The organism is Flectobacillus sp. BAB-3569 (assembly GCF_002270355.1).
Classification (GTDB): Bacteria; Bacteroidota; Bacteroidia; order Cytophagales; family Spirosomataceae; genus Flectobacillus; species Flectobacillus roseus.
Genome location: NZ_NJFZ01000010.1, coordinates 47,940 through 71,201 on the forward strand (window position 1 = coordinate 47,940; position 23,262 = coordinate 71,201).

The following is a 23,262-nucleotide window of genomic DNA, read 5'->3' on the forward strand; positions in this document are numbered from 1 at the left end:
TTTTGTATTTTTATTGTTAAGCACCACACAATATTCCAACAATACAATCTGAATGCTCTCTTTTAGATTGAAAGTTGTACATTAATAAATCCACATACCAATAATTATTAATACAAGTTAATGTTGGCTTGTGTTGGGGCTTAAAAACGTAAAAGTATTTATTCAGGAGTACATCCAAACGGATAACCTCTTTTACAGAATCTATCTTATTTCAAAATTTATTTAACTTCAATCAGCAAACCCCAATATGAGAAGAAGGGATTTTATCCAGTTGTCTGGTATGGGCTTAGGTGCGCTTATGGGTGCATCAGCTATACCTGTCTTGGGAAATGTTGTTCCAGCCGAACATTTAATTGGTTCGGGTGTCGACGTAGCAACAAAGAAACGTTTAGCAGACGTAGCACTAAACGCTGCTAAATCCAAAGGCGCCACATACACCGATGTTCGTATCGGACGTTACCTCCAACAGTATTTATTTACCCGTGAAAACAAAGTTCAAAACGTAGTCAATGCCGAATCTTATGGTGTAGGTATTCGTGTAATTGCCAACGGAACTTGGGGCTTTTCTGCTACTAGCGATGTTACGCCTGAAGGTATTGCTAAATGTGCGGAAACAGCTGTTTCCATTGCAAAAGCAAACTCAAAAATCCAAAAGGAACCAGTAGTTCTTGCGCCACAAAAAGGGGTAGGAGAGGTTTCTTGGAAAACACCACTCAAAAAGAACTCTTTCGAAGTTCCTGTTCAAGAAAAAATCGATTTGTTGATGAATGTAAACGGCGAAGCTATGAAAAATGGTGCAGCCTTCGTTACATCTAACTTGTTTTTCATCAACGAACAAAAATATTTTGCCTCAACCGACGGCTCTTATATCGACCAAGATATTCACCGTATTTGGCCAACATTTACCGTAACTGCGGTAGATAAGCAAGCAGGTAAGTTTAAAACTCGTGATGCGATATCTTCTCCAATGGGGATGGGTTATGAGTATTTAGATGGTTTAGCTTCTGAAAAAATCCCTGGTCCAAATGGTTTGGTAGGATACCGCAATTCTTACGACATGGTCGAAGATGCGATTTTTGCTGCTAAACAAGCGAAAGAAAAATTGACGGCTAAGTCAGTAATGGCTGGAAAATACGACCTCGTGCTTGACCCAAATCACCTAGGTTTGACAATCCACGAATCAGTAGGTCACCCATTAGAGCTTGACCGTGTGTTAGGATATGAAGCTAACTATGCAGGGACAAGTTTTGCTACTCTGGACAAATGGAAAACTAAATCATTTAACTATGGTAGTAAATTAGTGAATATCGTGGCTGATAAAACTCAACCATATACCTTGGGTACAGTTGGCTACGACGACGAGGGTGTTCCTTGTAAAGAATGGGATTTGATTAAAGACGGCGTTTTGGTAAACTACCAAGCGATTCGTGACCAAGTAAATATCTTGGGTGAGAAAGAATCCCATGGCTGTTGCTATGCCGACAACTGGGATTCTGTACAATTCCAGCGTATGCCAAACGTTTCTTTGCGTCCGGGTAAAGAGAAGTTGAACGTACAAGATATGATTAAAGGTGTTGAAAAAGGTATCTATATCATTGGACGTGGTTCTTATTCGATTGACCAACAGCGTTATAACTTCCAATTTGGTGGACAGTTATTCTACGAAATCAAAAATGGTCAAATCACAGGAATGGTCGATGATGTAGCGTATCAATCAAATACACAAGAATTCTGGAACTCATGTGCTCAGATTTGTGATAAAGATGATTATCGTACATTCGGTTCGTTCTTCGATGGAAAAGGTCAGCCTTCACAAGTAAGCGCCGTGTCACATGGTAGTGCCACGACACGCTTCAACGGAGTGAATGTGATTAATACAGGAAGAAAAATCTAAAACTTACCTTAAACAGCATCAACAATGACGATTTTAACGAAAGAAGAAGCTAAAAAAATCATAGATAAGGTTTTGTCTTTTTCAAAAGCTGACGAGATGAGTGTGGCACTTTCAGGAGGTCGCACGGGTAATATCCGTTATGCTCGTAACTCGGTTTCGACGAGTGGAGAATCATACAACTTATCACTCTCTATTACAGCAGTATTTGGCAAGCGTTCGGGTACCTCTACCATCAACGAATTCGACGATAAATCTTTGGAAAAAGCCGTAAGACGCGCCGAAGAAATTGCTCGTTTAGCACCAGAAAACCCTGAGTTTGTTCCAGCATTAGGTCCACAACAATATTTGGATCCAGCTAGCTTCTCTCAAAAAACAGCTGATATTTCTCCAGATTATCGTGCCAATGCTGCATTTGATAGTATCGACCCTTGTAGCAAGAAAAACTTGACTGCTGCGGGTTATATGGAAGATCGCACAGGTTTTAATGCCATTGGCAATAGCAAAGGACTTTTTGGATACAACAAAGCTACTTCGGTAGATTTCTCTATAACAGTACGTACTGCCGATGGTCTGGGTTCAGGCTATGCCATTCGTGATTTCAACGATGTTTCTAAATTAAGTACCAAGCAAGCAACAGAGATAGCGATGCAAAAAGCAATGGCTTCGACATCTGCTCGTGCTTTGGAACCAGGTAAATACACCGTAATTCTCGAACCAGCGGCTTCTATTGATTTGCTTCAGAATATGATGAGAAGTATGGACGCACGTAACGCCGATGAAGGTCGTAGTTTCTTGAGTAAAAAAGGAGGAGGTATTCGTTTAGGCGAAAAACTCTTCGACGAAAGAGTAAATATTTACTCAGATCCAATGAACATCGAAATTCCGGGTTCTCCATTTGCTGGTGATGGTCGTCCGCAAGAAAAAGTATTTTGGATTGAAAATGGTGTGGTAAAAAACCTTACTTATTCTCGTTTCTGGGCTGAGAAAAAAGGGGTAAAAGCTGTACCAAACCCAGGTGGTTTTATCATGATGGGCGGTACAGAATCTTTGGCCGACTTGATCAAAGGTACAGATAAAGGTATACTTGTAACACGCTTCTGGTATATCCGTGCGGTAGATCCTCAGACCTTATTATATACAGGTCTTACACGTGATGGTACTTTCTATATTGAGAATGGTCAAATCAAATACCCAATCAAAAACTTCCGTTTCAACGAAAGTCCGGTGATTATGCTCAACAACCTTGAGGCTATGGGCAAGCCAACTCGTATTGGTGGGTCATTAGTGCCACCTCTCAAAATCCGTGACTTTACCTTCAGTAGCTTATCGGATGCAGTATAGGTATTATAGCCTTTAGCTATCAGCTGTCGGCAGTCAGCTTTACATAACCAAAAGCTGATTGCTGATAGCCAATATCTCATTGCCGAAAACCTTTTCCGCTTACAACGAAAAAAAGCCATTCATCAAAATCAGCCATTGGCTAGCTGGGCATCTTCTTGAAATTTTGGTAAATTAAGATTGGGAAAACCTCTCAATTAGGCTCTTATTGCCTTTTGTAAGCGTTTGAAGTCTTAATAGGTTATTTGTTAGAAGTTGATTTGTTATATGGAAGTATCCATAAGTGTAAAAAATCAAGTCATCCACGATTTATACGATGATTGATGATTTCCTCTTTCTATTAACAGATAAACATTTAACAAATAACTACTTACAAAAAATTGAGAGAAGGCCTCTTTTAAACGATTTTTCAATTAATAAACTAAAAAAAACTTGAAAAGAAGAGATTTTATCCAGATGTCGGGTCTAGGTTTAGGAGCAATGATGCTTCCTAATATTCCGATTATGGGCAGGTCCGTTGCTGCCGAATCCTTTCTCAATGAAGGTATCGATGTAGCCGTGAAAAAACGTTTGGCAGATGCAGCCCTCAATGCTGCCAAGGCAAAAGGTGCAACTTATACGGATGTTCGTATTGGTCGTTATCTCAATCAGTTTGTGATTACTCGTGAAGACAAAGTGCAAAACATCGTCAACACCGAGTCGTATGGTGTAGGTGTACGTGTCATTGCCAATGGTTGTTGGGGTTTTGCGGCTGTGGTAGATGCCAAAACAGAGGCAGATACAGCTAGAGCTGCCGAGCAAGCAGTGGCCATTGCAAAAGCGAATGCAAAACTGATGAGTCAGCCTGTAGAACTTGCACCACAAAAGGGTTTTGGTGAAGTAAGCTGGAAAGCGCCTATCCAAAAAAATGCTTTTGAAGTGCCTATTCAGGAAAAGGTAGATTTGTTGTTGGGTGTTAATGATGCTGCTATGAAAAATGGCGCAAATTATGTTAACTCTCTTTTGTTTTTGGTAAATGAACAAAAATACTTCGCTTCATCTGATGGCTCGTATATCGACCAAGATGTACATCGTATCTGGCCAGTATTTACGGTAACGGCCATTGATCCTAAAACGGGTAAATTCGAAAATCGTCAGACTTTGAGTGCTCCTTCGGGTATGGGTTATGAATACCTTCAAACCAACCCTAAAGATAAGATAACAGGTGTAACTACTCGTTATAACAAAGGCTATGATATGATGGAAGACATCATCGCAGCCTCGCAACAGGTAAAGCAAAAGCTGGCCGCTAAGTCAGTGGAAGCAGGAAAATATGACTTGATTCTAGACCCATCTCACCTTTGGTTGACCATCCACGAGTCAGTAGGACACCCGCTCGAACTTGACCGTGTATTGGGATACGAAGCAAACTTTGCAGGCACTTCTTTCGCTACTTTAGACAAATGGCAGAGTAAAAACTTCAACTATGGTAGCAATATCGTAAACTTCTTTGCTGATAAAACTCAAGTAGGTTCATTGGGTGCTGTAGGTTGGGATGACGAAGGCGTAAAAACCAAACAATGGGATTTGGTCAAAGATGGTAAGTTAGTAAACTATCAAGCTATTCGTGATCAAGCAAAAATCATTGGCGAAACTGAATCGCACGGCTGTTGCTATGCAGATAGCTGGTCTTCTGTTCAGTTCCAACGTATGGCAAACGTTTCACTTGCTCCAGGCAAAGAACCATTGTCGGTAGACGAAATGATTAAGGACGTTAAAAAGGGTATCTATATCATTGGTGATGGTTCGTTCTCTATTGACCAGCAACGTTATAACTTCCAATTTGGTGGACAGTTATTCTATGAAATTAAAGATGGAAAAATCGTGGGTATGCTCAAAGACGTAGCTTACCAATCTAACACGCAAGAGTTCTGGAATTCTTGTGCCAAGATTTGTGACGATCGTGATTACCGTTTAGGTGGTTCGTTCTTCGACGGAAAAGGTCAGCCTTCTCAATCTAGTGCTGTATCACATGGTAGTTCAACGGCTCGTTTCAATGGCGTAAATGTCATTAATACAGCTCGTAAAATCTAGTAGCAACCAAGCTTTAATCCAATTTAACTTCTCAAGAAAACTATGTCTGTAATATTAACCGAAGAAGAAGCAAAAGCCTTGTTAAAAAAGGTGATGAGCTATTCAAAAGCCGACGAATGTGAGGCTAATTTGTTAGGAAACATTCGTGGCAATATTCGATATGCACGCAACGAGGTATCAACTAGTGGTGCATTAATCAATCAGAATTTACAAGTACAATCTGCATTTGGTAAAAAAGTAGGTGTGGCCACCATCGACGAGTTTGATGATGCTTCTTTAGAAAAAGTAGTTCGTCGCTCAGAAGAATTAGCTCGCCTTGCCCCAGAAAATCCTGAATATGTAGGACTTTTGGGACCACAGCAATATAAAAGTCACTCATTAGGATACATAGAAGATACAGCGAATATCAATCCTGATACTCGTGCAGAGATGGTCTTCAAAAGTCTGGAGTTGGCTCGTGCACAAAAATTAGTAGCGGCAGGCTTTCTGGAAGATCAAAAAGGCTTTTCTGCCATGATGAATTCTAAAGGATTGTTTGCTTATTATAAAGACTCAGGTATTAATTTCTCCCTGACCGTTCGTACAGAGGACGGTACAGGTTCGGGTTATGTAACTAGAGGGTACAACGACGTTAAAAAATTGGATACAGTGGCTGCTACCAAAATTGCGATGCAAAAAGCAATGGGTTCTAAAAATGCCAAAGCATTAGAGCCTGGTAAATACACGGTAATCCTCGAACCAACAGCCGCAGCGGTATTGCTCGAAAGCATTTATTTTGATATGGATGCTCGTAGCGCCGACGAAGGTCGTTCGTTTTTTAGTAAACAAGGTGGGAAAACCAAAATAGGCGATAAGATTGTCGACGAACGTGTCACAATTTTCTCTGACCCTGCTTATCCAGCGCTTCCTGGTGCTCCTTGGGCAGGTGATGGTCAACCACAAGAAAAAGTGACTTGGATAGAAAAAGGTGTGGTCAAAAACCTAGCCTATTCTCGCTATTGGGCACAACAGAAAAAAGTAAAGCCTTTACCATTTCCAAGTAATGTGATTATGGAAGGGGGGACTGCCACGCTCGAAGAAATGATTAAGAGTACAAAACGAGGTATTTTGGTTACAAAACTCTGGTACATTCGCCCTGTTGACCCGCAGACTCTATTACAAACAGGTCTAACACGTGACGGTACTTTCTTGATAGAAGATGGAAAAATTAAGTATCCAGTAAAAAACTTCCGCTTCAACGAAAGCCCAATCATTATGTTGAACAACCTAGAGATGTTGGGTAAAACAGAGCGTGTTGTAAGTACTGAATCAAACGCCAACTATATGGTACCACCAATGAAGATTCGTGAATTTACGTTCTCATCATTGTCGGATGCAGTGTAGTAATGATGTCGGATTTCTGATTTTTGATTTCGGAAGTAAAAGAGACTTTCTAGGATATTACGATATAAAATAGAGGTTTTTATATTTCCGAAATCAGAAATCTCAAATCCACAATAGTTTTTAGAAAATAGAGAAAATTTGAGTAGAAAATCAAAGAATTCAAATTTTCTTAAGCACAAAGCCCAAAGCCCAAAGCCCAAAGCCCTTACAGTATCACGACTCTCAAAATTATGAAACCATTTGTATTTACTCGTATTCAATATAACTCAGGCGACTGGGATACCGATCAACGAATGCCCTCCAATCTGCTTAATTCGTTGGTTGAGTACACCACTATTCCAATTGATGAAAAGGAAAAAGTGGTTTTATTGAGTAGCAACGAGATTTTTAAAAGCCCTTTCTGCTATTTGAGTGGTCATAAATTAGTAGAGTTTTCGAGTAAAGAAAGAGATATTTTTCACCGATATGTACAAAACGGTGGATTTGTATTTGTAGACGATTGTAATCACGATATTGATGGGCTATTTGCAAAGTCATTTGAGCAAGAAATGGCTAAAACTTTCGGACAAAAAGCCCTTCAAAAGATTCCTAATACTCACGAAATTTATAGATGTTTCTTCGAATTTGAAGGTCCGCCAACTACCAGCTTTGAACTCAATGGCTGGGGCGACGACCTTGTTCATGATTATCTCAAAGCGGTAACAATCAACGGACGTATTGGCGTATTGTATAGCAACAAAGACTACGGTTGCGAATGGGATTATGATTTTCGCAATAAACGCTGGCTTGCCGAGGATAATACCAAATTTGGCGTCAATATCATCAACTATGCTTTGACCATGTAAGATTTTAAGAATCTTTCTCAAAGGCAAAATTGCTAATGATGAGCACTCTCAATTACGACAATTAATGGCTAAACAAATAGAGCCATCTCACTATATTTTCATTAACAAATGACACTGGAAACAAAAGAGCTTCAGTATTATAAATCTTTGGTAAGCAAATTACCGCTTCTCAAAAAGGAAATCGCAAAAGTTATTATCGGACAAGAGGAGGCTATCGATGAAATCATCATTTCCCTTTTGGCGGGTGGACACTGTCTACTCGAAGGTGTGCCGGGTTTGGCCAAAACTCTCATGGTAAAAACGATTTCTGAGGCGCTCGAAATGCAATTCAAACGTATCCAATTTACGCCAGACCTAATGCCAGGCGATATTGTTGGTACTGAGATTTTGGAGGAAGACCACGAAACAGGCAAGAAGTTCTTTAAATTTAGTAAAGGACCTATTTTTGCCAATATCGTTTTAGCCGATGAAATTAACCGTACGCCACCCAAAACGCAAGCAGCTTTGCTCGAAGCCATGCAGGAATATAAAGTGACTTATGCGGGTACCAACTACGATTTGCCAAAACCATTCCTCATTATTGCTACACAAAACCCGATCGAACAAGCGGGAACTTATCCACTACCAGAGGCACAACTCGACCGCTTTTTGTTGTATATCAAACTAGGGTATCCTTCCGAAGCTGAAGAATTACAAGTATTAAAAAGCACCACTGGTTCTGGAAAACCGACTTTATCAGCCGTCATGAACGATAAAGATATTTTGGATTTACAAAAACTAACGCGTCAAGTACACATCAGTGATGAATTGATAGAGGAAGTCAATCGCATCGTAAGAAGTACTCGTCCTGATACTACAAGCTCGGCTTTTGTGAAAGAATGGTGCGATTGGGGTGCTGGTCCACGTGCGGGACAAGCCTTGGTGTTATGTGCCAAAGCCCGTGCCGTGTTAAATGAACGTTTTGCTGTTATTCCTGAGGATATCCATACACTAGCTTATCCTATTTTGCGCCACCGTATTTCTCTCAATTTCCGTGCAGAAGCCGAAGGTATCGCTCCTGATGATGTAATCAAAGCTATGCTTTCAGGAAAATAGAATAATGATAAATGGATAATCATTGAGCTAAAGAGTTGAAGGACAAGCTGTATTTCATCACTCAAAACTCATCACTCACAACTCAAAGAATGGCTTTACTCAGTTCCGAATTAGTAAAAATTACCAATCTCCAATTAGCCAGCAAATTGGTAAGTGAGGAACTAATGTTAGGGATTCACGCCAGTAAAAGATACGGCTATGGGATTGAATTTGAGCAATATAGACATTATGAAATAGGAGACGATCCCAAACGCATAGATTGGAAACTTTTTGCTCGTACTCAAAAACATTTGGTGCGAGAGTCTTCTACCGAAAGTAATTATCATATCCGTTTTGTACTTGACCTTTCGGGGTCGATGAATTATACCGAAGAGGGTGTAAGTCGACTGCAATATTGCAAAATACTGTTGGCTTCGATTGCCTACATGGGTTTTCGACAAGGCGATCAACTGAGTTTATATGTGCTGAAAGACAACCAAGTACATACGTTGGTAGCTTCAGGTAAACAGGCTTTTCAACGAATATTGTACGCGTTGGAAAAAGCAGAAGCATCTGGAAAATGGACAAGCGATACGAAGAGCTTTCCTGTTTTTCAGCAAAAACAAAAAGAGATACTTTTTTTGCATCAGACCTTTTACAATTGGATAATGAATGGATTCAGTTATTGAAAAAATTAGCGAATCCACGACGAGAAATCTATGTTTTTCAGGTACTTGGACAACATGAGCTAGATTTTGACTTAAAAGGATTTTACCGCTTCAAAGATTTGGAAACAGGACAAGAAGTGGAACTTCAGGCAGAGCAAATTAAAGCAGAAGTCAAAGCCAATGCCGAATCGTTTTTGTCACAAATCGAATCAGATTTAAAAGTGCCTTTTGTTTACTGGAAAAAATCAGTCTCAAAGACCCTATCGCAGGTATTATCCGAGAGATACTTTGATGTAACATAAATCAAGCTGATTTTGAACTTTCAAATTTTGACTATTCTAATGATAGATTTTAATACGCCAACATTGCTTTGGGGCTTGTTTGGTCTAGCGATTCCGATTCTGATACATTTCTGGCATCAGAAACAAGGAAAACGGCTAGATTGGGCTGCAACTCAGTGGTTAAGCGAGAAAAACTTACAGCAAGCTAGAGGAATACGCCTTGATAACATTTGGCTATTAATCTTGCGTTTGGCGATTGTCCTTTTGCTATGCTTAGCTTTAGCCAAGCCACTTTGGAATACTTTTCAAACGTCTTCCTCCTTCTCTAAAATCCATCTGATAGAGCCGAACACATTGGTTACCAATAACTTTCGATTTGAAATAGAGGAGGCTCTCAAAAAAGGTGAACCTTGTTTTTGGATAGAAAACTCTCCCAGTGAACTGAAAGATTTGTCTGAACAACCTAAAGAAATTATAGAGGCAAGAGTATTACAAAATGCACTTATTGACTTAGGGAAAAAGTATCCAAAGCAGTCTGTGGAAATGTATGTGGTGAACCAACAGTCATTGACAAATTTACCCGTAATTTATCACTCAACTCCACTGAATTTACATGCTATTTCTGATAGTACTAGGCAACATCAAGCAAAGGTTTGGCAAGTAGATGGACAGAAAAATGTAGGTATAAATCCCGAAAGACAATTAGGAATAGTAACCGCCAATAATCTAGAAATAGTACAAAAAGGCGCTTTGAAAGTTTGGATTTCAACTTCTGAATATGCTCAGAAAACGTTGAAGGCTAGTTTGAAAGCAATTGAAGAAGTGTATCAACTTCCGATTCAACTTTTGGATAAAGAACAAAAGGAGCAAGCACAATTAGTTTGTACTAGTCAAATCCCTCAAGTGCTAAATCCTGAAGTATTATACTTGATTCCTGAAAGTGATAAGCATTCGCAAAAGTCCTTGGCGTCTAATGTAATAGAATGGTCAGGCTCTATGAATCCTCAAACTGATGATGCGGTATTTGAGGGAAAATTTCCTGCATGGTTATTAGAGAAAATTCTGAACTTTCAAGGAATAAAAGCTGAGAATAATACTATTTCAAATCGCCAGTTGAAAGCCTTGTTTAAGGAACAAAAATTAGTCAAACCGCTCGAAACAGAATGGTTTACCGCAGTATTAATCACTCTCTTGGTTTTATTGCTTAGTCTTGAGCGCTGGCTCGCAATTCACCGAAACGTATGAATCCTTTTTTTCAAATCATATCAAAAGTTAAATGGCAATTGCATACCGAGGATTTGCTCAGAGGGCTATCCGTTTTCGGCGTAATGGCTATTTGGCTTCATTATTACTTCCCCGATGCCATCTGGACATGGGCTTTGTCTTTTGTCGTTGCCTCGGCTTGGTCTTTTTGGAAAGGCTTTTTTTCCACAAAACACCAACAAGCGATTCGCTTGGTGCATCAAAAAATCGATAATACCGAATATAGCCTAGACTTATTAGCGAAAAACGAGCTCAATATTGCTGAGCAGCTTCAGCTCAATCGATTGCTTGAAAAAGGTAATATTCAAACACCTTGGGTTTTTACGCATCACTTATGGTATTATTTAGGAGCTGTTGCTGCATCGATTTTATTGACCGTTTTGTTTGACCAATCTTTTGTTCAAAAACTTTCTGAAAAGTCTTTGACAGAAATTGTTTCTGGAAAAAAAGATACGCCAGCCATACCACCCCAATTTGAAAAAGCACTTTTAACAGTTGTTCCACCAGCTTATACTGGTTTGAAAACGGTACAATCCGAGCAACTAAATGCTTCAGCTATTGTAGGCTCAAATTTGACTTGGCAGTTGTCATTTTCACACCAAGATCAACTCAAAGTAAAGCTCAGTAATGCCAGAGGAGCTGAACTTCCTTTTACCCTGAAAGAAGATAAGTATGTCTATCAAGACCAATTGTTGAGCTCAGGATTGTATGCCATAAAAGCTTATTGGAAAGACTCATTGATTTATGCTTCAGACTATTACCGTTTGGAAGCACTGCCAGACGCTGCGCCTAAAATAGAACCTAGTAGCAAAGAATTGTATAGTTTTCATTATCTCAAAGATCCTAAAACAGTACAGTTGAATGCCAAGGTTTCGGATGATTTTATGGTAAATGAAGTGTATATGATTGCGACTTTGGCAAGAGGTAGTGGTGAAAATGTAAAGTTTCGTGAAGTAAAAATGCCTATCACACAAAAGGCATTCAAATCATCACAATTGAGTAAATCTATTGACTTAAAATCACTCAATTTTACCCCAGGAGACGAATTGTATTATTATTGGGCAGCTAAAGATAACCGTCGTCCAAAGCCAAACTTTACAAAATCAGATACCTATTTTATTGTTTATAAGGATACCACTAAGGCAGAAGAATCAGATTTGGCAACGATGGCCATGAATATCATGCCTGAGTATTTCAGAAGTCAAAGACAGATTATTATTGATACTGAAAAACTGATTGCCAAACGTAAAAAAATAGCAGACAAGGAGTTTAAAAGTGCTTCTAACGAGATTGGGTTTGACCAAAAAACGCTGCGTTTGAGATACGGACAATATTTGGGTGAAGAGTTCGAAAATTCGATAGGAGGAGGCAATCCCCTGCCAGACAATGCTGACAAAGATGGCGATATTCTAAAAGGTTTTCGTCATGCACACGATGAAGGCGAGCATGAACATGACCAAGCTGAAAAACATGAGGAAGAGCATCATCATCATCATGAACAGTCAAATGACGACAATAAAGACCCTTTGGCCAGTATGTTGGCTGATTATGTACACTCGCATGATGATGGTGAGGCAAATACCTTTTACGAACAGTCAACCAGAAGTTTGCTGAAATCTTCACTAGAACAAATGTGGCAATCCGAACTACATTTGCGTATGTATGAGCCAGAAAAGGCCTTGCCTTATGAGAAAAAAGCGCTAGAATTTTTGAAAGCAGCCCAACACAAAGCCCGAACTTTTGCCAAAAAGACAAGCTTCGATCCGCCTCCAATCAAGGAAAAAGAAAAACGCTTATCGGGAGAGTTAACTAAGTTTAATGCAAAATTTAGTTATGCAAGAAATCTTTCTCAAGCACAATTAACGGCTTTGGCAGCCGAAGTAATGGGCTATTTACAAGAAGAAAAATCGCTCAATGGTTTGCAAAAACAAAAGGTGCTTGCATTGAGTATGGCATTGAGCCAGAAGGTATTAAATACAGGCATAAATCAATGGAGTATTTTGTCGGATTTACAAAAACTGGCCAGCGGAAAAGTTTTAGATTCCATACAAGCCAAACGCCTGAACACTCGCATTTTTGCCTTACTCAATACAGATTTACCCAAACCGTCATCAGCAACGCCACAAGGCAACGTATCTGAAAAAAGATTGGAAAAATCCTTTTTTAAAAATTGGGCAAACAATTAGGTAGAGACCTTTCGTGCAAGGTCTTCAAGTAGATAAATCAAAAATCTATAGGAAATAGCACGCAAAGTCTCTACAGAAAAATATTGAAAACCAGATGATTTTACAGATAAACTTTCAATTCCAACTCAATACTGCATCCAATATAATCTTATTGGTAGCTGTGTTGATTATGGGAATAGTACAAATAATAGCCCTTGGTCGAAATCGCTCAAAAGGAAGATGGCGTATAAAAGTATTGCTCAATTTTTTACTTTGGATAAGCATATTGGGCTGGATTTTACAACCCACTTTTACACGCTCTTCCGATTCAAATCAGATTTTAATTTATCAACAAAATATACCACATACAAACCTTCAACATTGGCAAGATAGCCTTCATATAGCTGAAAGTTTTACAGAAAAAGAATTACTACAAGCCATTAACGAGCATCCAGCTTGGATTACCCAAATAGGTACTGTTTATTTGGCTGGAACACATTTTGAGTCAACTTTGCTCAATCAATTGCTCGATAAAGAATGGAAATGGCTACCAGCTTGGAATAGTAATCAGCTTCATTCTATCCGTTGGGAAGGGGTTTTGTACAGAGGAGATTTACAACGTGTGAGTGGTAAAATATTGAGTGAGCAAAAACAAGTGTTAAGCCTGAAAATTGGAGAACAAGTGTTGGATAGTCTTATGCTCAAAAAAGGCTTGATTGATTTTAACCTTATCTTTCCAGCTTTTGTTAAGGGAAAAGCCAAATGTGAGTTGTGGCTTGGTAAAAAGCTTTTACAGCCTATCCATTTTGCGGTAATGGAAAAACCCACTAAAAGCGTTTTGGTATTGCAAAGTAACCCCGATTTTGAAAGTAAAACCTTGGCCGACTGGATGGGCAAACGAGGATATAAAGTAGAAATTTGGACTAAAGTAGCGAAGAATACCCAAAATCAGTTTCAAATCAATACTAAGCAAAGTATTAAATCCTACGATTTGATTGTGACAGATCCTAGCTTAGCCGCCGATGCCAGAGTCAAGAAAGTATTGGGCGAAAACAAAAGCGTTTTAATCATCAATTTAACCAATCCCGAAACAGAAACCCGTATCATCAATCAGGCGTTGGGAACACAATGGCGACTAACAAAAAGCTCAACACAAGAAGCTATCCAATTATCCAATGATTTGACAGCCTTACCTTATCAAATACAACCCAATACTTGGCAGAAAAGCTTGAAGGAATATCCCATTGCCGTACAACGCCAAAAGGGGAGAGTAGGACTTAGTTTGCTTAACGAAACTTATCCTTTGATGCTTAGCGGCGATAGTGTTACCTATAACAAAATTTGGGCTTCCACCTTAGAGGCTGTTCTTCCTTCCGAACCAATATCGGTACAAGTGAACGCTCCTGTATTTGTCGATATTCCCACACAAATCAGGTTGAATACTCTTAAGAAAAATGTAGATTGGCAAGTCGGAGAAGATACGCTGAAACCATCGGTGTCGTCATTGAACTCGCAGAACGAGTACCAAAATTACCGATTTACGAAAACGGGTTGGCAACCACTTTTTGATAGTTTATCAGTATATGTCGAAGACTCAACACAGGATTTAGCGTATTTGCAACGACTAAAAATGTATGTTGGAAATAATTTTTCAGAAAAAAAACAAAAAAATATAGATCTCTCAATTGCCCGACAATCTAGCCTTTCTCCTTGGCTTTGGTGGGGGCTTATTCTATTCATTCTTACGGTTTTATGGGTAGAACCAAAATGGTAAAAAAGCCCTTGGAATAGATAAAAAAGCTATTTTTTTACGATACGGAAGAAAATAATTATTGATTTTTCTTGTGGAGAGATTTGGAGGATAAATAAAAACTCTCTACCTTTGCATCACGAAACGACAGAACAACGATTCGCATTCAAGTTTACTTGAATACCAAATGCCCAGATGGCGGAATTGGTAGACGCGTTGGTCTCAAACACCAATGCCTTCATTGGCATGCCGGTTCGACTCCGGCTCTGGGTACTAAGAGGAACAAAGAAATTTGTTCCTCTTTTTTTGCTCTTTTTCTACCTGAACTTCTATTGGTGATATCTTCATCTGATCTGCGTAGTATTGTAATTCAATCGGGTATTATTTCGTAGTGTATTATTTCTTCCCTGCAAACCGCCAGTATGCACTGCCACGACTTGACTCCCTTTCTTGAAAAATCCCTTTTCCGCTAAATCGATGATGCCATACAGCATTTTGCCTGTGTAGACTTGTTCGAGTTGGAGGTTTGGATTGTAGCTTTCAAGTTGTCGGATAAAGTCTAGTAATACAGGAGTATGTTTTGCGTATCCACCAAAATGATAGGCGTCGAGTAGGGCAAAGCGCGTAAAATCAATGGTAGAGTTTTCGGAAAGGAGGTCTTGAATATCATTCAAAAGTCCAGAGATTGCTCCTTTAAGTGCCGTTATTCCGATAACTTGAGTCGGTGCTTTACTCGAAGCAAGTATGCCTGCAATGGTACCGCCCGTACCGACTGCCGAAACGATATAGTCAGGTTGGGTTTGTTGATAAATTTCTTGACTCAATTCTGCTAAACCTTTTAAAGCTAAATGATTGCTACCACCTTCGGGTAAGTAATAGGCTTTTTCTAAAGCTACATTTTCCTGCTTCAATTGTTCTAAAATCTCCTCTTTATCTCGATAAGCTGTTCGACTTACAAACCTGAACTGCATTCCATTTTCGGCGGCATATTGCAAGGTTGGACTCGATTGTGGGTTTAGTTCATCACCACGAATGATTCCTAGTGTATCAAACCCAAAAACTTTCCCTGCGGAGGCAGTGGCATAGATATGATTTGAATAAGCCCCTCCAAAAGTAATGAGCTGTCTGGCGCCTTGCTGTTGGGCTTCTACCAAATTATACTTCATTTTTCGCCATTTGTTTCCTGAAATACTTGGATGAATTAAGTCATCGCGTTTCAAAATCAATTGGACACCTGCTTTTTCTAAAACAGGATAAAAAATTGTATGTATTGGAGAAACAGGAAGATCAAATGATGAGGAAATTGGCATATTCAAAATCTAAAATGTTGGGTTTGGGAGTGAAATTTCGATAAAAATATCTTGATTTTCATCCTGATGAAAGTAGTTTCCTATAGCTCAATTGCCTTTTTAGAATAACTAAAACAAAGAGTATATTGCTGATTTTCAGCAATTTGGTTTGTTGTTTTTTCGATATAAGATTTGCTTCGCAACTTATTCAGGTTTTCTTTCTTAAAAATTAATAATTTTGTATTTGAAAACACGAAATTATGCAAGAACTGGAAGAAGACGAAGAAGAATTATACGAACATCATCGAATTGTAGTAGAAAAAGGTCAAGACCTTGTGCGTCTTGATAAATACTTGATGATGCGAATGCAAAATGCCACTCGAAACAAGATTCAAAACGGCATAGATTTAGGTCTCGTAAAAGTCAATGATATTGTAACTAAGGCAAGTTATAAAGTAAAACCTTTTGATGTTATTACGGTATCGTTGCCTCACCCTCCGCGCGAAGGTGGTATCGAGCCTGAGAATATTCCTTTGGATATCGTTTATGAGGACGACGATTTGTTGGTGGTTAATAAGCCTGCTGGAATGGTGGTTCACCCTGCTTTTGGACATTGGGAGGGTACACTGGTGAATGCTTTGGTATATCATTTTCAAAATTTGCCCACCCATCGTAATGGGGAGGCACGCCCTGGCTTGGTACACCGTATCGATAAGGAAACATCGGGCTTGCTCGTAATTGCCAAAAACGATTATGCCATGACACATTTGGCTAAACAGTTTTTTGACCATAGCATCGAGCGTACGTATTATGCCTTAGTTTGGGGTGAACTCAAGAATGAAGAAGGAACCATTACAGGGCATATTGGTCGTAGTATAAAAGACCGAAAAATTCGAGCAGTATTTCCAGATGGTTCGGTTGGTAAACATGCCGTGACACACTACAAAGTTTTGAAAAACCTACGTTATGTGTCCTTAGTAAAATGTAATCTCGAAACGGGACGTACTCACCAAATTCGTGTGCACTTCAAGCATATTGGGCATCCTCTTTTCAATGATAGCACTTATGGAGGTGATAGAATTTTGAGAGGAACTTTGTTCTCTAAATATGAGCAATATGTAGGAAATTGTTTTAAGATTTGCCCTCGTCATGCTTTGCATGCAAAATCGCTCGGTTTTATTCATCCCACTTCTGGAAAGTTTATGCAATTTGATTCAGAATTACCTGAAGATATGCAAAATCTGCTTGAAAAATGGGAGAAATACGTGAACAACGAATAGTTTTTTTTTATTATTTTGTAATTCAAAGCGGATACTTTTCATCGTAATAAGGGTTTATTATTCGAGAAATATCTTATTTAAAATAGAGTATTGACACTTATTCATGAAGCATCGCTAAAATAGTATTGATTATTTTCTGAAAAGTTTTTCTGATTTTTTAGTTAATGTGTAAATAGATTTTTACTCATATTTACACGATTTTTTGAGTTCTTAACAATTTGTTCTTGTAAAGCCATGAATACCTTTGTTACCGAAACAGAAGATTTAGTCGATTATTTAGCAGGCATCGAACGAGCTAAAAGACCTAAAAAGGCCAAGTCCTTAAAAAACTACATTGCCACGTTTTTCGTGGATATGCAACCTCCACAAAATCCTCATAACCTCTTGCGCGATTTGGAGCAAAAAGGTTGGATTTTTATCGGATTGAATGGAGATATTATTTACAATTTTTAGAAAAATTTCATTTGTCTAAAAATGTTAGCTTAGTCAGTTGTTAGGTAAAAGCCTCGCAACTGACTTTTTTATTATATTTGAAAAATCATCATAGAAATAAATAGACTTTCAACAGAGCATATTCAGTCTTTCTTTATTTCCTAAAACCATTCCTCAATGTCTGTTATTATAAGAAAATTTACTCCTGACGACCTCCCAGTGATGTTTGACTTGATTATGGAGTTGGCAGTATACGAAAAAGCTCCTGAACAGGTAACTAATACCGTAGAACAAATGTATATCGACGGATTTGGTGAAAACCCTGTTTATGGGGCAATCCTTGCTGAAGTAGATGGTGAAGTGGTAGGTATGTCGCTGTATTACTACCGTTATTCTACTTGGAAAGGCAAACGTTTGTATTTGGAGGACTTGGTAGTTCGTGAAAAAATGCGTGGGAAAGGCGTAGGTGAAAAACTCTTGGAAGGAACTTTTGATATTGCTAAGGCAAATAACTGTACGGGTTTGATGTGGCAAGTCCTAGATTGGAATGAACCTGCGATTAATTTCTATAAAAAATTTGGCGCCCGCTTCGATGCAGGTTGGATTAATGTGCATATTGATTATTAGGGAATAGGGAAGAGGGTTTAGGCAAGAGTTTCATAACAATTGCGGATTTTGGATTTCGGAGTTATTACTAGTCTGTAAAATTCCGAAATCCCAAATCCGCAATCCAAAGGAATCTCTACTAGTTCAAGACTTAGTCTTGGACTCATTTTTTCAACAGTTTTCAACTGTTTTTTAAAAAATCCAATGAAAAAGTCTAAATACCAAAAAGTTTTTCCCAGAGCCGATAGCCAAAAGCCGATAGCCAAAGCATAGAACCCGTCCAATACAAAGCCATGACTTTTAGGAATAGACTTCAATATTTTTTAGTAAAACGCTTACAGATTTCCAATAAAAAAGCGCTTGAGCTTATTTCAGTTGGTGCGTGTAGGGTGGCGAGTAAACAGGTATTTGAAAATGTAGAAATACAGCCCTTTGAGGAGATTATTTGCGAGGGTGAAATATTACGAGAAGAAAAAAAACTGTATTATATCGCTTTTTATAAACCTGTTGGAATAGAAACAACACTCAACCAAGCTATACCAGATAATTTGCAAGCTATTTTACCTTTCGAAGAAAAACTCTTTCCTGTCGGTCGTCTCGATAAAGCATCAGAAGGACTTTTACTGCTCACCAACGATGGAAGAGTTTTTGATAAAACACTCCGCAAAGAGCATCAAACCGAAAAGGAATATATCGTAAAGGTTGATAAGCCGATTACAGCCTCTTTTATTCAGCAAATGTCTAGCGGCATTACGATTATGGGACAAACAACGCTCCCATGTTTGGTAGAGGCCATTGATGAGTACAATTTCAGAATTATTCTAGTTCAAGGCCTCAATAGGCAAATACGTCGAATGTGTTACAAACTAGATTACGAAGTTTTGTCTCTCAAAAGAATAAGAATAGATCAAGTCCATCTAGGTGACTTACAACCTAATGAATACCGAGAAGTTGGAGAGTTGATAGGCGCATTATAGGTGACTTTTTCATCAGACTAATAAATCATCGGATATGAATGAGCTAGACTCCAAATCCGAAATCAAAAATCCCAAATCCCCAATCGAAAGATGTCTTTGCATTACAATGTGTCAATAGATACTGGAGGAACATTCACTGATTGCATAGCAACGGATTCCGAAGGAAAAATATACCGAAAAAAGATTTTATCCAATGGTACTTTGCGTGGGCAAGCCGTAGCCGTAGTATCTGAAAAGTGCCTCAAAATTAAGGAATCATGGTATTTGTCAAAAGATATTTTGTCAGGTTACCAGTTATATAGCCTCGACCAATCATTTGAGTCGAAGGTTGTATCTTATGATTTTAAGGAAAAAATATTGACGCTTGAGCTACCAATCCCGACTGATTTGATTGGAAAAAACTTTGCGCTCACTGCCTTCGAAGAAGCGCCAGTATTGGGCGCAAGACTCATTACTGAAACAGCTTTACATGAGGCTTTTCCTTCCATCGAATTGCGTGTAGGTTCTACCAAAGGGACTAATGCTTTGTTGGAATTGAAGGGTGCAAAGACGGCTTTTCTCGTGAGCAAAGGATTTAAGGATTTGTTGGTTATTGGTAACCAAGCTCGACCTGATATTTTTGCGATGAAAATCGAGCGTCCTGAACCCTTGTATGCCTTGGTCGAAGAGATTTCGGAGATAACAGACGCCAATGGTGAAGTTTTACAAGCAATAGATACTACAACTATCGACGAGCTAGTTCAAAAACTTAAGGTTGCTGAAATAGAATCTGTAGCAATTTGTTTGAAAAACTCTTATCGAAATCCTGTTCATGAAATTGCGCTCAAAGAGGCTTTAAGTCCACATTTTGAGTTTATCCATATCTCCACAGAATTAAGTTCACAAATCAAGTTTCAACAACGTGCCGAAACTACGGTGGTCAATGCTTATTTATCACCTGTGATTCATAGTTATTTGAGCAATATTGCTTCCAAAGTTGGGGAAGGCAATATGAAGGTAATGACTAGCGCAGGGAGTTTAGTTAGATATGATGCTTTTCATCCCAAAGATAGTCTTTTTTCAGGTCCTGCGGGTGGTGTAGTAGGGGCTTCTAAAGTGGCTCAGAAAGCTGGTATCCACCAATTTATCGCCTTTGATATGGGCGGTACAAGTACCGATGTGGCTCGTTATGACCATGAACTTGAATATCAGTTTATCCAAAAAATTGGGAATGCCCAAATTTTTAGCCCAGCCTTGGCCATCGAGACGGTAGCCGCAGGTGGTGGGTCTATCTGTGCTTATGATGGATATAAATTGAGTGTTGGTCCCGAAAGTGCTGGCTCATGGCCAGGACCCGCTTGTTATGGCGCTGGTGGACCTTTAGCGATTACAGATGTCAATTTGTTATTAGGACGTCTGGATAGTACACAGTTTGGCATACCTGTGTTTGTGGATGGTGCTAAAAAGCGTTTGGAAGAAATTCTATCAAGCATCGAAAATAATACAGGAACTCGTCCCCAAGCAGAGGAGATATTGGAGGGTTTTAGAGCTATTGCCAATGAGAAAATGGCAGAAACTGTTCGGAAGATATCCATAGCCAAAGGATATGCCACTACTGATTATGCGCTTGTGGCTTTTGGTGGAGCAGGTGGCTTGCATGTGTGTGGAATAGCTGAATTATTGGGTATTTCAAAAATACTATTACCGCTGGATGCTGGTTTATTGTCGGCTTACGGCATATCGCAGGCGCAAGTAGAGCGTTTTGCAGAGGCATCGGTTTTGGAGATTTATGATGAAAATCTTGATAAAGAGTTAGATAAAAAATATCAAGATTTGGCAACAAAAGCTATGATCGAACTGAAGAAAGATGGTATAGAACCTCATCAAAGCTATATTAAACATCGATATATTTATTTACGCCTGAAGGGACAAGATGCAAGTTTGGAAATAGAGTGGGAGGGTTTCGAGAAAAGTATTCAAACATTTGAAGAAAAGTATCGTCAAATTTATGGTCACTGGACCGAAAATCGTGCCATTGAGGTAGAGAATATCCGTTTGATTGCAGCTCAAAAGCAAGATACTTTTGAAGAAAAAAGTCGAGTAGTTTTGACGAAAAAGCAAGCTATCCCCTCACATACGATACAAGCTTGGGTGGATGGACAGTGGCAAGAAATTTCAGTTTTTCTACGTGAACAATTAGAGGAGGGTTCAGTAATTACAGGTTTTGCTTTACTACTCGATCGATTTAGTACAACTGTTGTTGAGAAAGGCTGGGAGTTACAATTGTCCAATAACGGCGCCGCTATTTTGACTAAGATTGATACTGTTTTACAGGAAAAAGTCATTTCTACAGAACAAGATATAACCCAACTCGAGCTTTTTACGAATCGCTTTATGTCTATTGCAGACAATATGGGTGTTTTGTTACAGAGGACTTCGCTTTCGGTCAATGTAAAAGAACGTCTTGATTTTTCGTGTGCCTTACTAGATCACCACGCCGAACTCATCGCCAATGCGCCACATATCCCTGTGCATTTGGGGAGTTTGGGTGTATGTGTAAGAAAACTTTTAGCTCAAGTTACCCTTAAAAAGGGGGATATCGTTATTACAAACCATCCCAAATTTGGAGGCTCTCATTTGCCTGATGTAACGCTGATAGCACCCGTTTATACTAAACATGGGGATAAACTGATTGGCTATGTAGTAAACCGCTGTCATCATTCAGAAATAGGAGGGATTCGGCCAGCTTCGATGCCACCCGATGCCAAAAATTTAGCAGAAGAAGGCGTTGTGATTTCACCAGTTTTTTATCAAAAAATGGAAAAATTGATTGGACAGAAATAACAGAATTACTGCAAAATGCGCCATATCCTTCGAGAGCAGTTGATGAAAATTTAGCAGATTTGAATGCGGCTTTAGCCTCAATCAAAAACGGAGAGTTGGCACTTCAGCAATTAGTAGAGGAACATAGCCTTGATCGTGTGCATTATTACATGAACTTACTCAAGATTTATTCTGCTGAGAAAATGCTTGAGCGTTTGCGAAAATTCCCTGATGGAGCATATCATGCTGTCGAGCTACTCGATGACGATACCCGACTTGAAGTAAATTTGACCTTGAAAGAGGGGCGTTGTTTGATAGATTTTACGGGCACTTCTGGTGTTCACCAAGGGAACTTGAATGCTAATGAGGCAATTGTTAATTCGGTGGTAATATATGTGCTTAGAGTTTTGTTACAGAGTAATATTCCTCTCAATGATGGATTGTTGAGAGTTGCCGAATTAGTTATTCCGAATAATACGTTATTGAGTCCTATTTTTTCAGAAAATCCAGAAGAATGCCCTGCGGTAGTTGGCGGTAATGTGGAACTTAGTCAACGTTTAACAGATACCTTGTTCAAAGCTTTTGGAATTATGGCTTGTTCACAGGGTACGATGAATAATACTCTTTTTGGTAACGATTCGTTTGGGTATTACGAAACCATTTGTGGTGGAAGTGGAGCTGGCAATGGATTTGATGGTACATCTGGAGTTCATACGCACATGACCAATACCCGAATAACTGACCCTGAAATATTAGAAAAGCGCTATCCTGTTCGTCTCGAATCTTTTGGCATTCGTGAAGGCTCAGGTGGAAATGGGCAATATCGAGGAGGAAATGGTATCACTCGTGCCTTTCTCTTTTTAGCACCTGTGAAGCTATCTATTTTGACTCAGCATCGAAAATATGCACCTTATGGAATAAATGGTGGAGAGAATGGACAGTGTGGTGAACAGTTTATTTTGAAAGCATCTGGCGAAAAAATCTTATTGGCTGGAGTTGATGGTGCCGAATTGGAAATAGGAGATAGGCTGATCATGAAGACGCCAGGGGGAGGGGGCTACGGGAATTCAATAGCTTGATTGACCCACAACTAGTTCGAGACTTTGTCTCGAACTAGTTGTGGGTTCAGTTTTAAACTGTTC

Annotated in this window: 16 protein-coding genes, 1 tRNA gene and 1 pseudogene; 17 read left to right on the top strand and 1 reads right to left on the bottom strand. The window is 39.1% G+C overall.

Annotated elements, in window-relative coordinates; all coding sequences use genetic code 11:
- The first annotated feature begins 247 nt into the window (after positions 1 to 247).
- The 12 genes from BWI92_RS11500 (at position 248) to BWI92_RS11550 (ending at position 15,007) form a co-directional block, all read left to right on the top strand.
- Complete coding sequence (locus BWI92_RS11500; RefSeq protein WP_095163412.1) at positions 248 to 1,894, top strand: TldD/PmbA family protein; 1,647 nt, start codon at positions 248 to 250, stop codon at positions 1,892 to 1,894.
- Between the two features lie 24 nt (positions 1,895 to 1,918).
- Positions 1,919 to 3,235: a TldD/PmbA family protein gene (locus BWI92_RS11505; RefSeq protein ID WP_095163413.1), complete on the top strand. Its 1,317-nt coding sequence runs from the start codon at positions 1,919 to 1,921 to the stop codon at positions 3,233 to 3,235.
- A 429-nt stretch (positions 3,236 to 3,664) separates the two neighbouring features.
- Complete coding sequence (locus BWI92_RS11510; RefSeq protein WP_095163414.1) at positions 3,665 to 5,305, top strand: TldD/PmbA family protein; 1,641 nt, start codon at positions 3,665 to 3,667, stop codon at positions 5,303 to 5,305.
- 42 nt (positions 5,306 to 5,347) lie between these two features.
- Positions 5,348 to 6,688: a TldD/PmbA family protein gene (locus BWI92_RS11515; RefSeq protein WP_095163415.1), complete on the top strand. Its 1,341-nt coding sequence runs from the start codon at positions 5,348 to 5,350 to the stop codon at positions 6,686 to 6,688.
- A gap of 230 nt (positions 6,689 to 6,918) precedes the next feature.
- Positions 6,919 to 7,533 (top strand): DUF4159 domain-containing protein, encoded by a 615-nt coding sequence (locus BWI92_RS11520; RefSeq protein WP_095163416.1) that lies wholly within the window; start codon positions 6,919 to 6,921, stop codon positions 7,531 to 7,533.
- 108 nt (positions 7,534 to 7,641) lie between these two features.
- Positions 7,642 to 8,628 (top strand): AAA family ATPase, encoded by a 987-nt coding sequence (locus tag BWI92_RS11525; RefSeq protein ID WP_409024748.1) that lies wholly within the window; start codon positions 7,642 to 7,644, stop codon positions 8,626 to 8,628.
- Positions 8,629 to 8,717: 89 nt separating this feature from the next.
- Complete coding sequence (locus BWI92_RS11530) at positions 8,718 to 9,296, top strand: DUF58 domain-containing protein (protein WP_229362984.1); 579 nt, start codon at positions 8,718 to 8,720, stop codon at positions 9,294 to 9,296.
- On the top strand, positions 9,293 to 9,577 hold the full coding sequence (locus tag BWI92_RS28185; RefSeq protein WP_229362986.1) for a hypothetical protein: 285 nt from the start codon (positions 9,293 to 9,295) through the stop codon (positions 9,575 to 9,577). The genes BWI92_RS11530 and BWI92_RS28185 overlap by 4 nt, the downstream gene beginning before the upstream one ends.
- A 39-nt stretch (positions 9,578 to 9,616) precedes the next feature.
- A complete protein-coding gene (locus BWI92_RS11535; protein ID WP_095163417.1) occupies positions 9,617 to 10,801 on the top strand; it encodes a BatA domain-containing protein in 1,185 nt (394 codons plus the stop codon).
- Positions 10,798 to 13,005: a hypothetical protein gene (locus BWI92_RS11540; protein ID WP_095163418.1), complete on the top strand. Its 2,208-nt coding sequence runs from the start codon at positions 10,798 to 10,800 to the stop codon at positions 13,003 to 13,005. The genes BWI92_RS11535 and BWI92_RS11540 overlap by 4 nt, the downstream gene beginning before the upstream one ends.
- Before the next feature lie 94 nt (positions 13,006 to 13,099).
- Positions 13,100 to 14,758: a hypothetical protein gene (locus tag BWI92_RS11545; RefSeq protein WP_095163419.1), complete on the top strand. Its 1,659-nt coding sequence runs from the start codon at positions 13,100 to 13,102 to the stop codon at positions 14,756 to 14,758.
- Between the two features lie 165 nt (positions 14,759 to 14,923).
- Positions 14,924 to 15,007, top strand: a tRNA-Leu gene (locus BWI92_RS11550).
- 71 nt (positions 15,008 to 15,078) lie between these two features.
- Here the strand turns inward: BWI92_RS11550 and BWI92_RS11555 are convergent.
- A complete protein-coding gene (locus tag BWI92_RS11555) occupies positions 15,079 to 16,044 on the bottom strand; it encodes a 1-aminocyclopropane-1-carboxylate deaminase/D-cysteine desulfhydrase (RefSeq protein WP_095163420.1) in 966 nt (321 codons plus the stop codon).
- A 239-nt stretch (positions 16,045 to 16,283) separates the two neighbouring features.
- Between BWI92_RS11555 and BWI92_RS11560 the strand changes: the two genes are divergently transcribed.
- The 5 genes and pseudogenes from BWI92_RS11560 to BWI92_RS11585 all read left to right on the top strand — a co-directional run bounded on the left by BWI92_RS11560 (position 16,284) and on the right by BWI92_RS11585 (position 23,199).
- Entirely contained in the window at positions 16,284 to 17,303 is a 1,020-nt protein-coding gene (locus tag BWI92_RS11560; protein ID WP_095163421.1) for an RluA family pseudouridine synthase, read from the top strand.
- A 234-nt stretch (positions 17,304 to 17,537) separates the two neighbouring features.
- Positions 17,538 to 17,756: a hypothetical protein gene (locus BWI92_RS11565; protein ID WP_095163422.1), complete on the top strand. Its 219-nt coding sequence runs from the start codon at positions 17,538 to 17,540 to the stop codon at positions 17,754 to 17,756.
- Between the two features lie 156 nt (positions 17,757 to 17,912).
- Positions 17,913 to 18,362 (top strand): GNAT family N-acetyltransferase, encoded by a 450-nt coding sequence (locus BWI92_RS11570; RefSeq protein WP_095163423.1) that lies wholly within the window; start codon positions 17,913 to 17,915, stop codon positions 18,360 to 18,362.
- Positions 18,363 to 18,634: 272 nt separating this feature from the next.
- Positions 18,635 to 19,318, top strand: coding sequence for a pseudouridine synthase (locus BWI92_RS11580; RefSeq protein ID WP_095163425.1), 684 nt, complete (start codon positions 18,635 to 18,637; stop codon positions 19,316 to 19,318).
- 90 nt (positions 19,319 to 19,408) lie between these two features.
- Positions 19,409 to 23,199: pseudogene (locus BWI92_RS11585) on the top strand (hydantoinase B/oxoprolinase family protein).
- Positions 23,200 to 23,262: the final 63 nt, after the last annotated feature.

Coding starts and splice junctions, on each gene's coding strand:
- BWI92_RS11500 (WP_095163412.1), top strand. CDS start 248: ATGAGAAGAAGGGATTTTATCCAGTTGTCTGGTATGGGCTTAGGTGCG.
- BWI92_RS11505 (WP_095163413.1), top strand. CDS start 1,919: ATGACGATTTTAACGAAAGAAGAAGCTAAAAAAATCATAGATAAGGTT.
- BWI92_RS11515 (WP_095163415.1), top strand. CDS start 5,348: ATGTCTGTAATATTAACCGAAGAAGAAGCAAAAGCCTTGTTAAAAAAG.
- BWI92_RS11520 (WP_095163416.1), top strand. CDS start 6,919: ATGAAACCATTTGTATTTACTCGTATTCAATATAACTCAGGCGACTGG.
- BWI92_RS11525 (WP_409024748.1), top strand. CDS start 7,642: ATGACACTGGAAACAAAAGAGCTTCAGTATTATAAATCTTTGGTAAGC.
- BWI92_RS11530 (WP_229362984.1), top strand. CDS start 8,718: ATGGCTTTACTCAGTTCCGAATTAGTAAAAATTACCAATCTCCAATTA.
- BWI92_RS11535 (WP_095163417.1), top strand. CDS start 9,617: ATGATAGATTTTAATACGCCAACATTGCTTTGGGGCTTGTTTGGTCTA.
- BWI92_RS11540 (WP_095163418.1), top strand. CDS start 10,798: ATGAATCCTTTTTTTCAAATCATATCAAAAGTTAAATGGCAATTGCAT.
- BWI92_RS11545 (WP_095163419.1), top strand. CDS start 13,100: ATGATTTTACAGATAAACTTTCAATTCCAACTCAATACTGCATCCAAT.
- BWI92_RS11555 (WP_095163420.1), bottom strand. CDS start 16,044: ATGCCAATTTCCTCATCATTTGATCTTCCTGTTTCTCCAATACATACA.
- BWI92_RS11560 (WP_095163421.1), top strand. CDS start 16,284: ATGCAAGAACTGGAAGAAGACGAAGAAGAATTATACGAACATCATCGA.
- BWI92_RS11565 (WP_095163422.1), top strand. CDS start 17,538: ATGAATACCTTTGTTACCGAAACAGAAGATTTAGTCGATTATTTAGCA.
- BWI92_RS11570 (WP_095163423.1), top strand. CDS start 17,913: ATGTCTGTTATTATAAGAAAATTTACTCCTGACGACCTCCCAGTGATG.
- BWI92_RS11580 (WP_095163425.1), top strand. CDS start 18,635: ATGACTTTTAGGAATAGACTTCAATATTTTTTAGTAAAACGCTTACAG.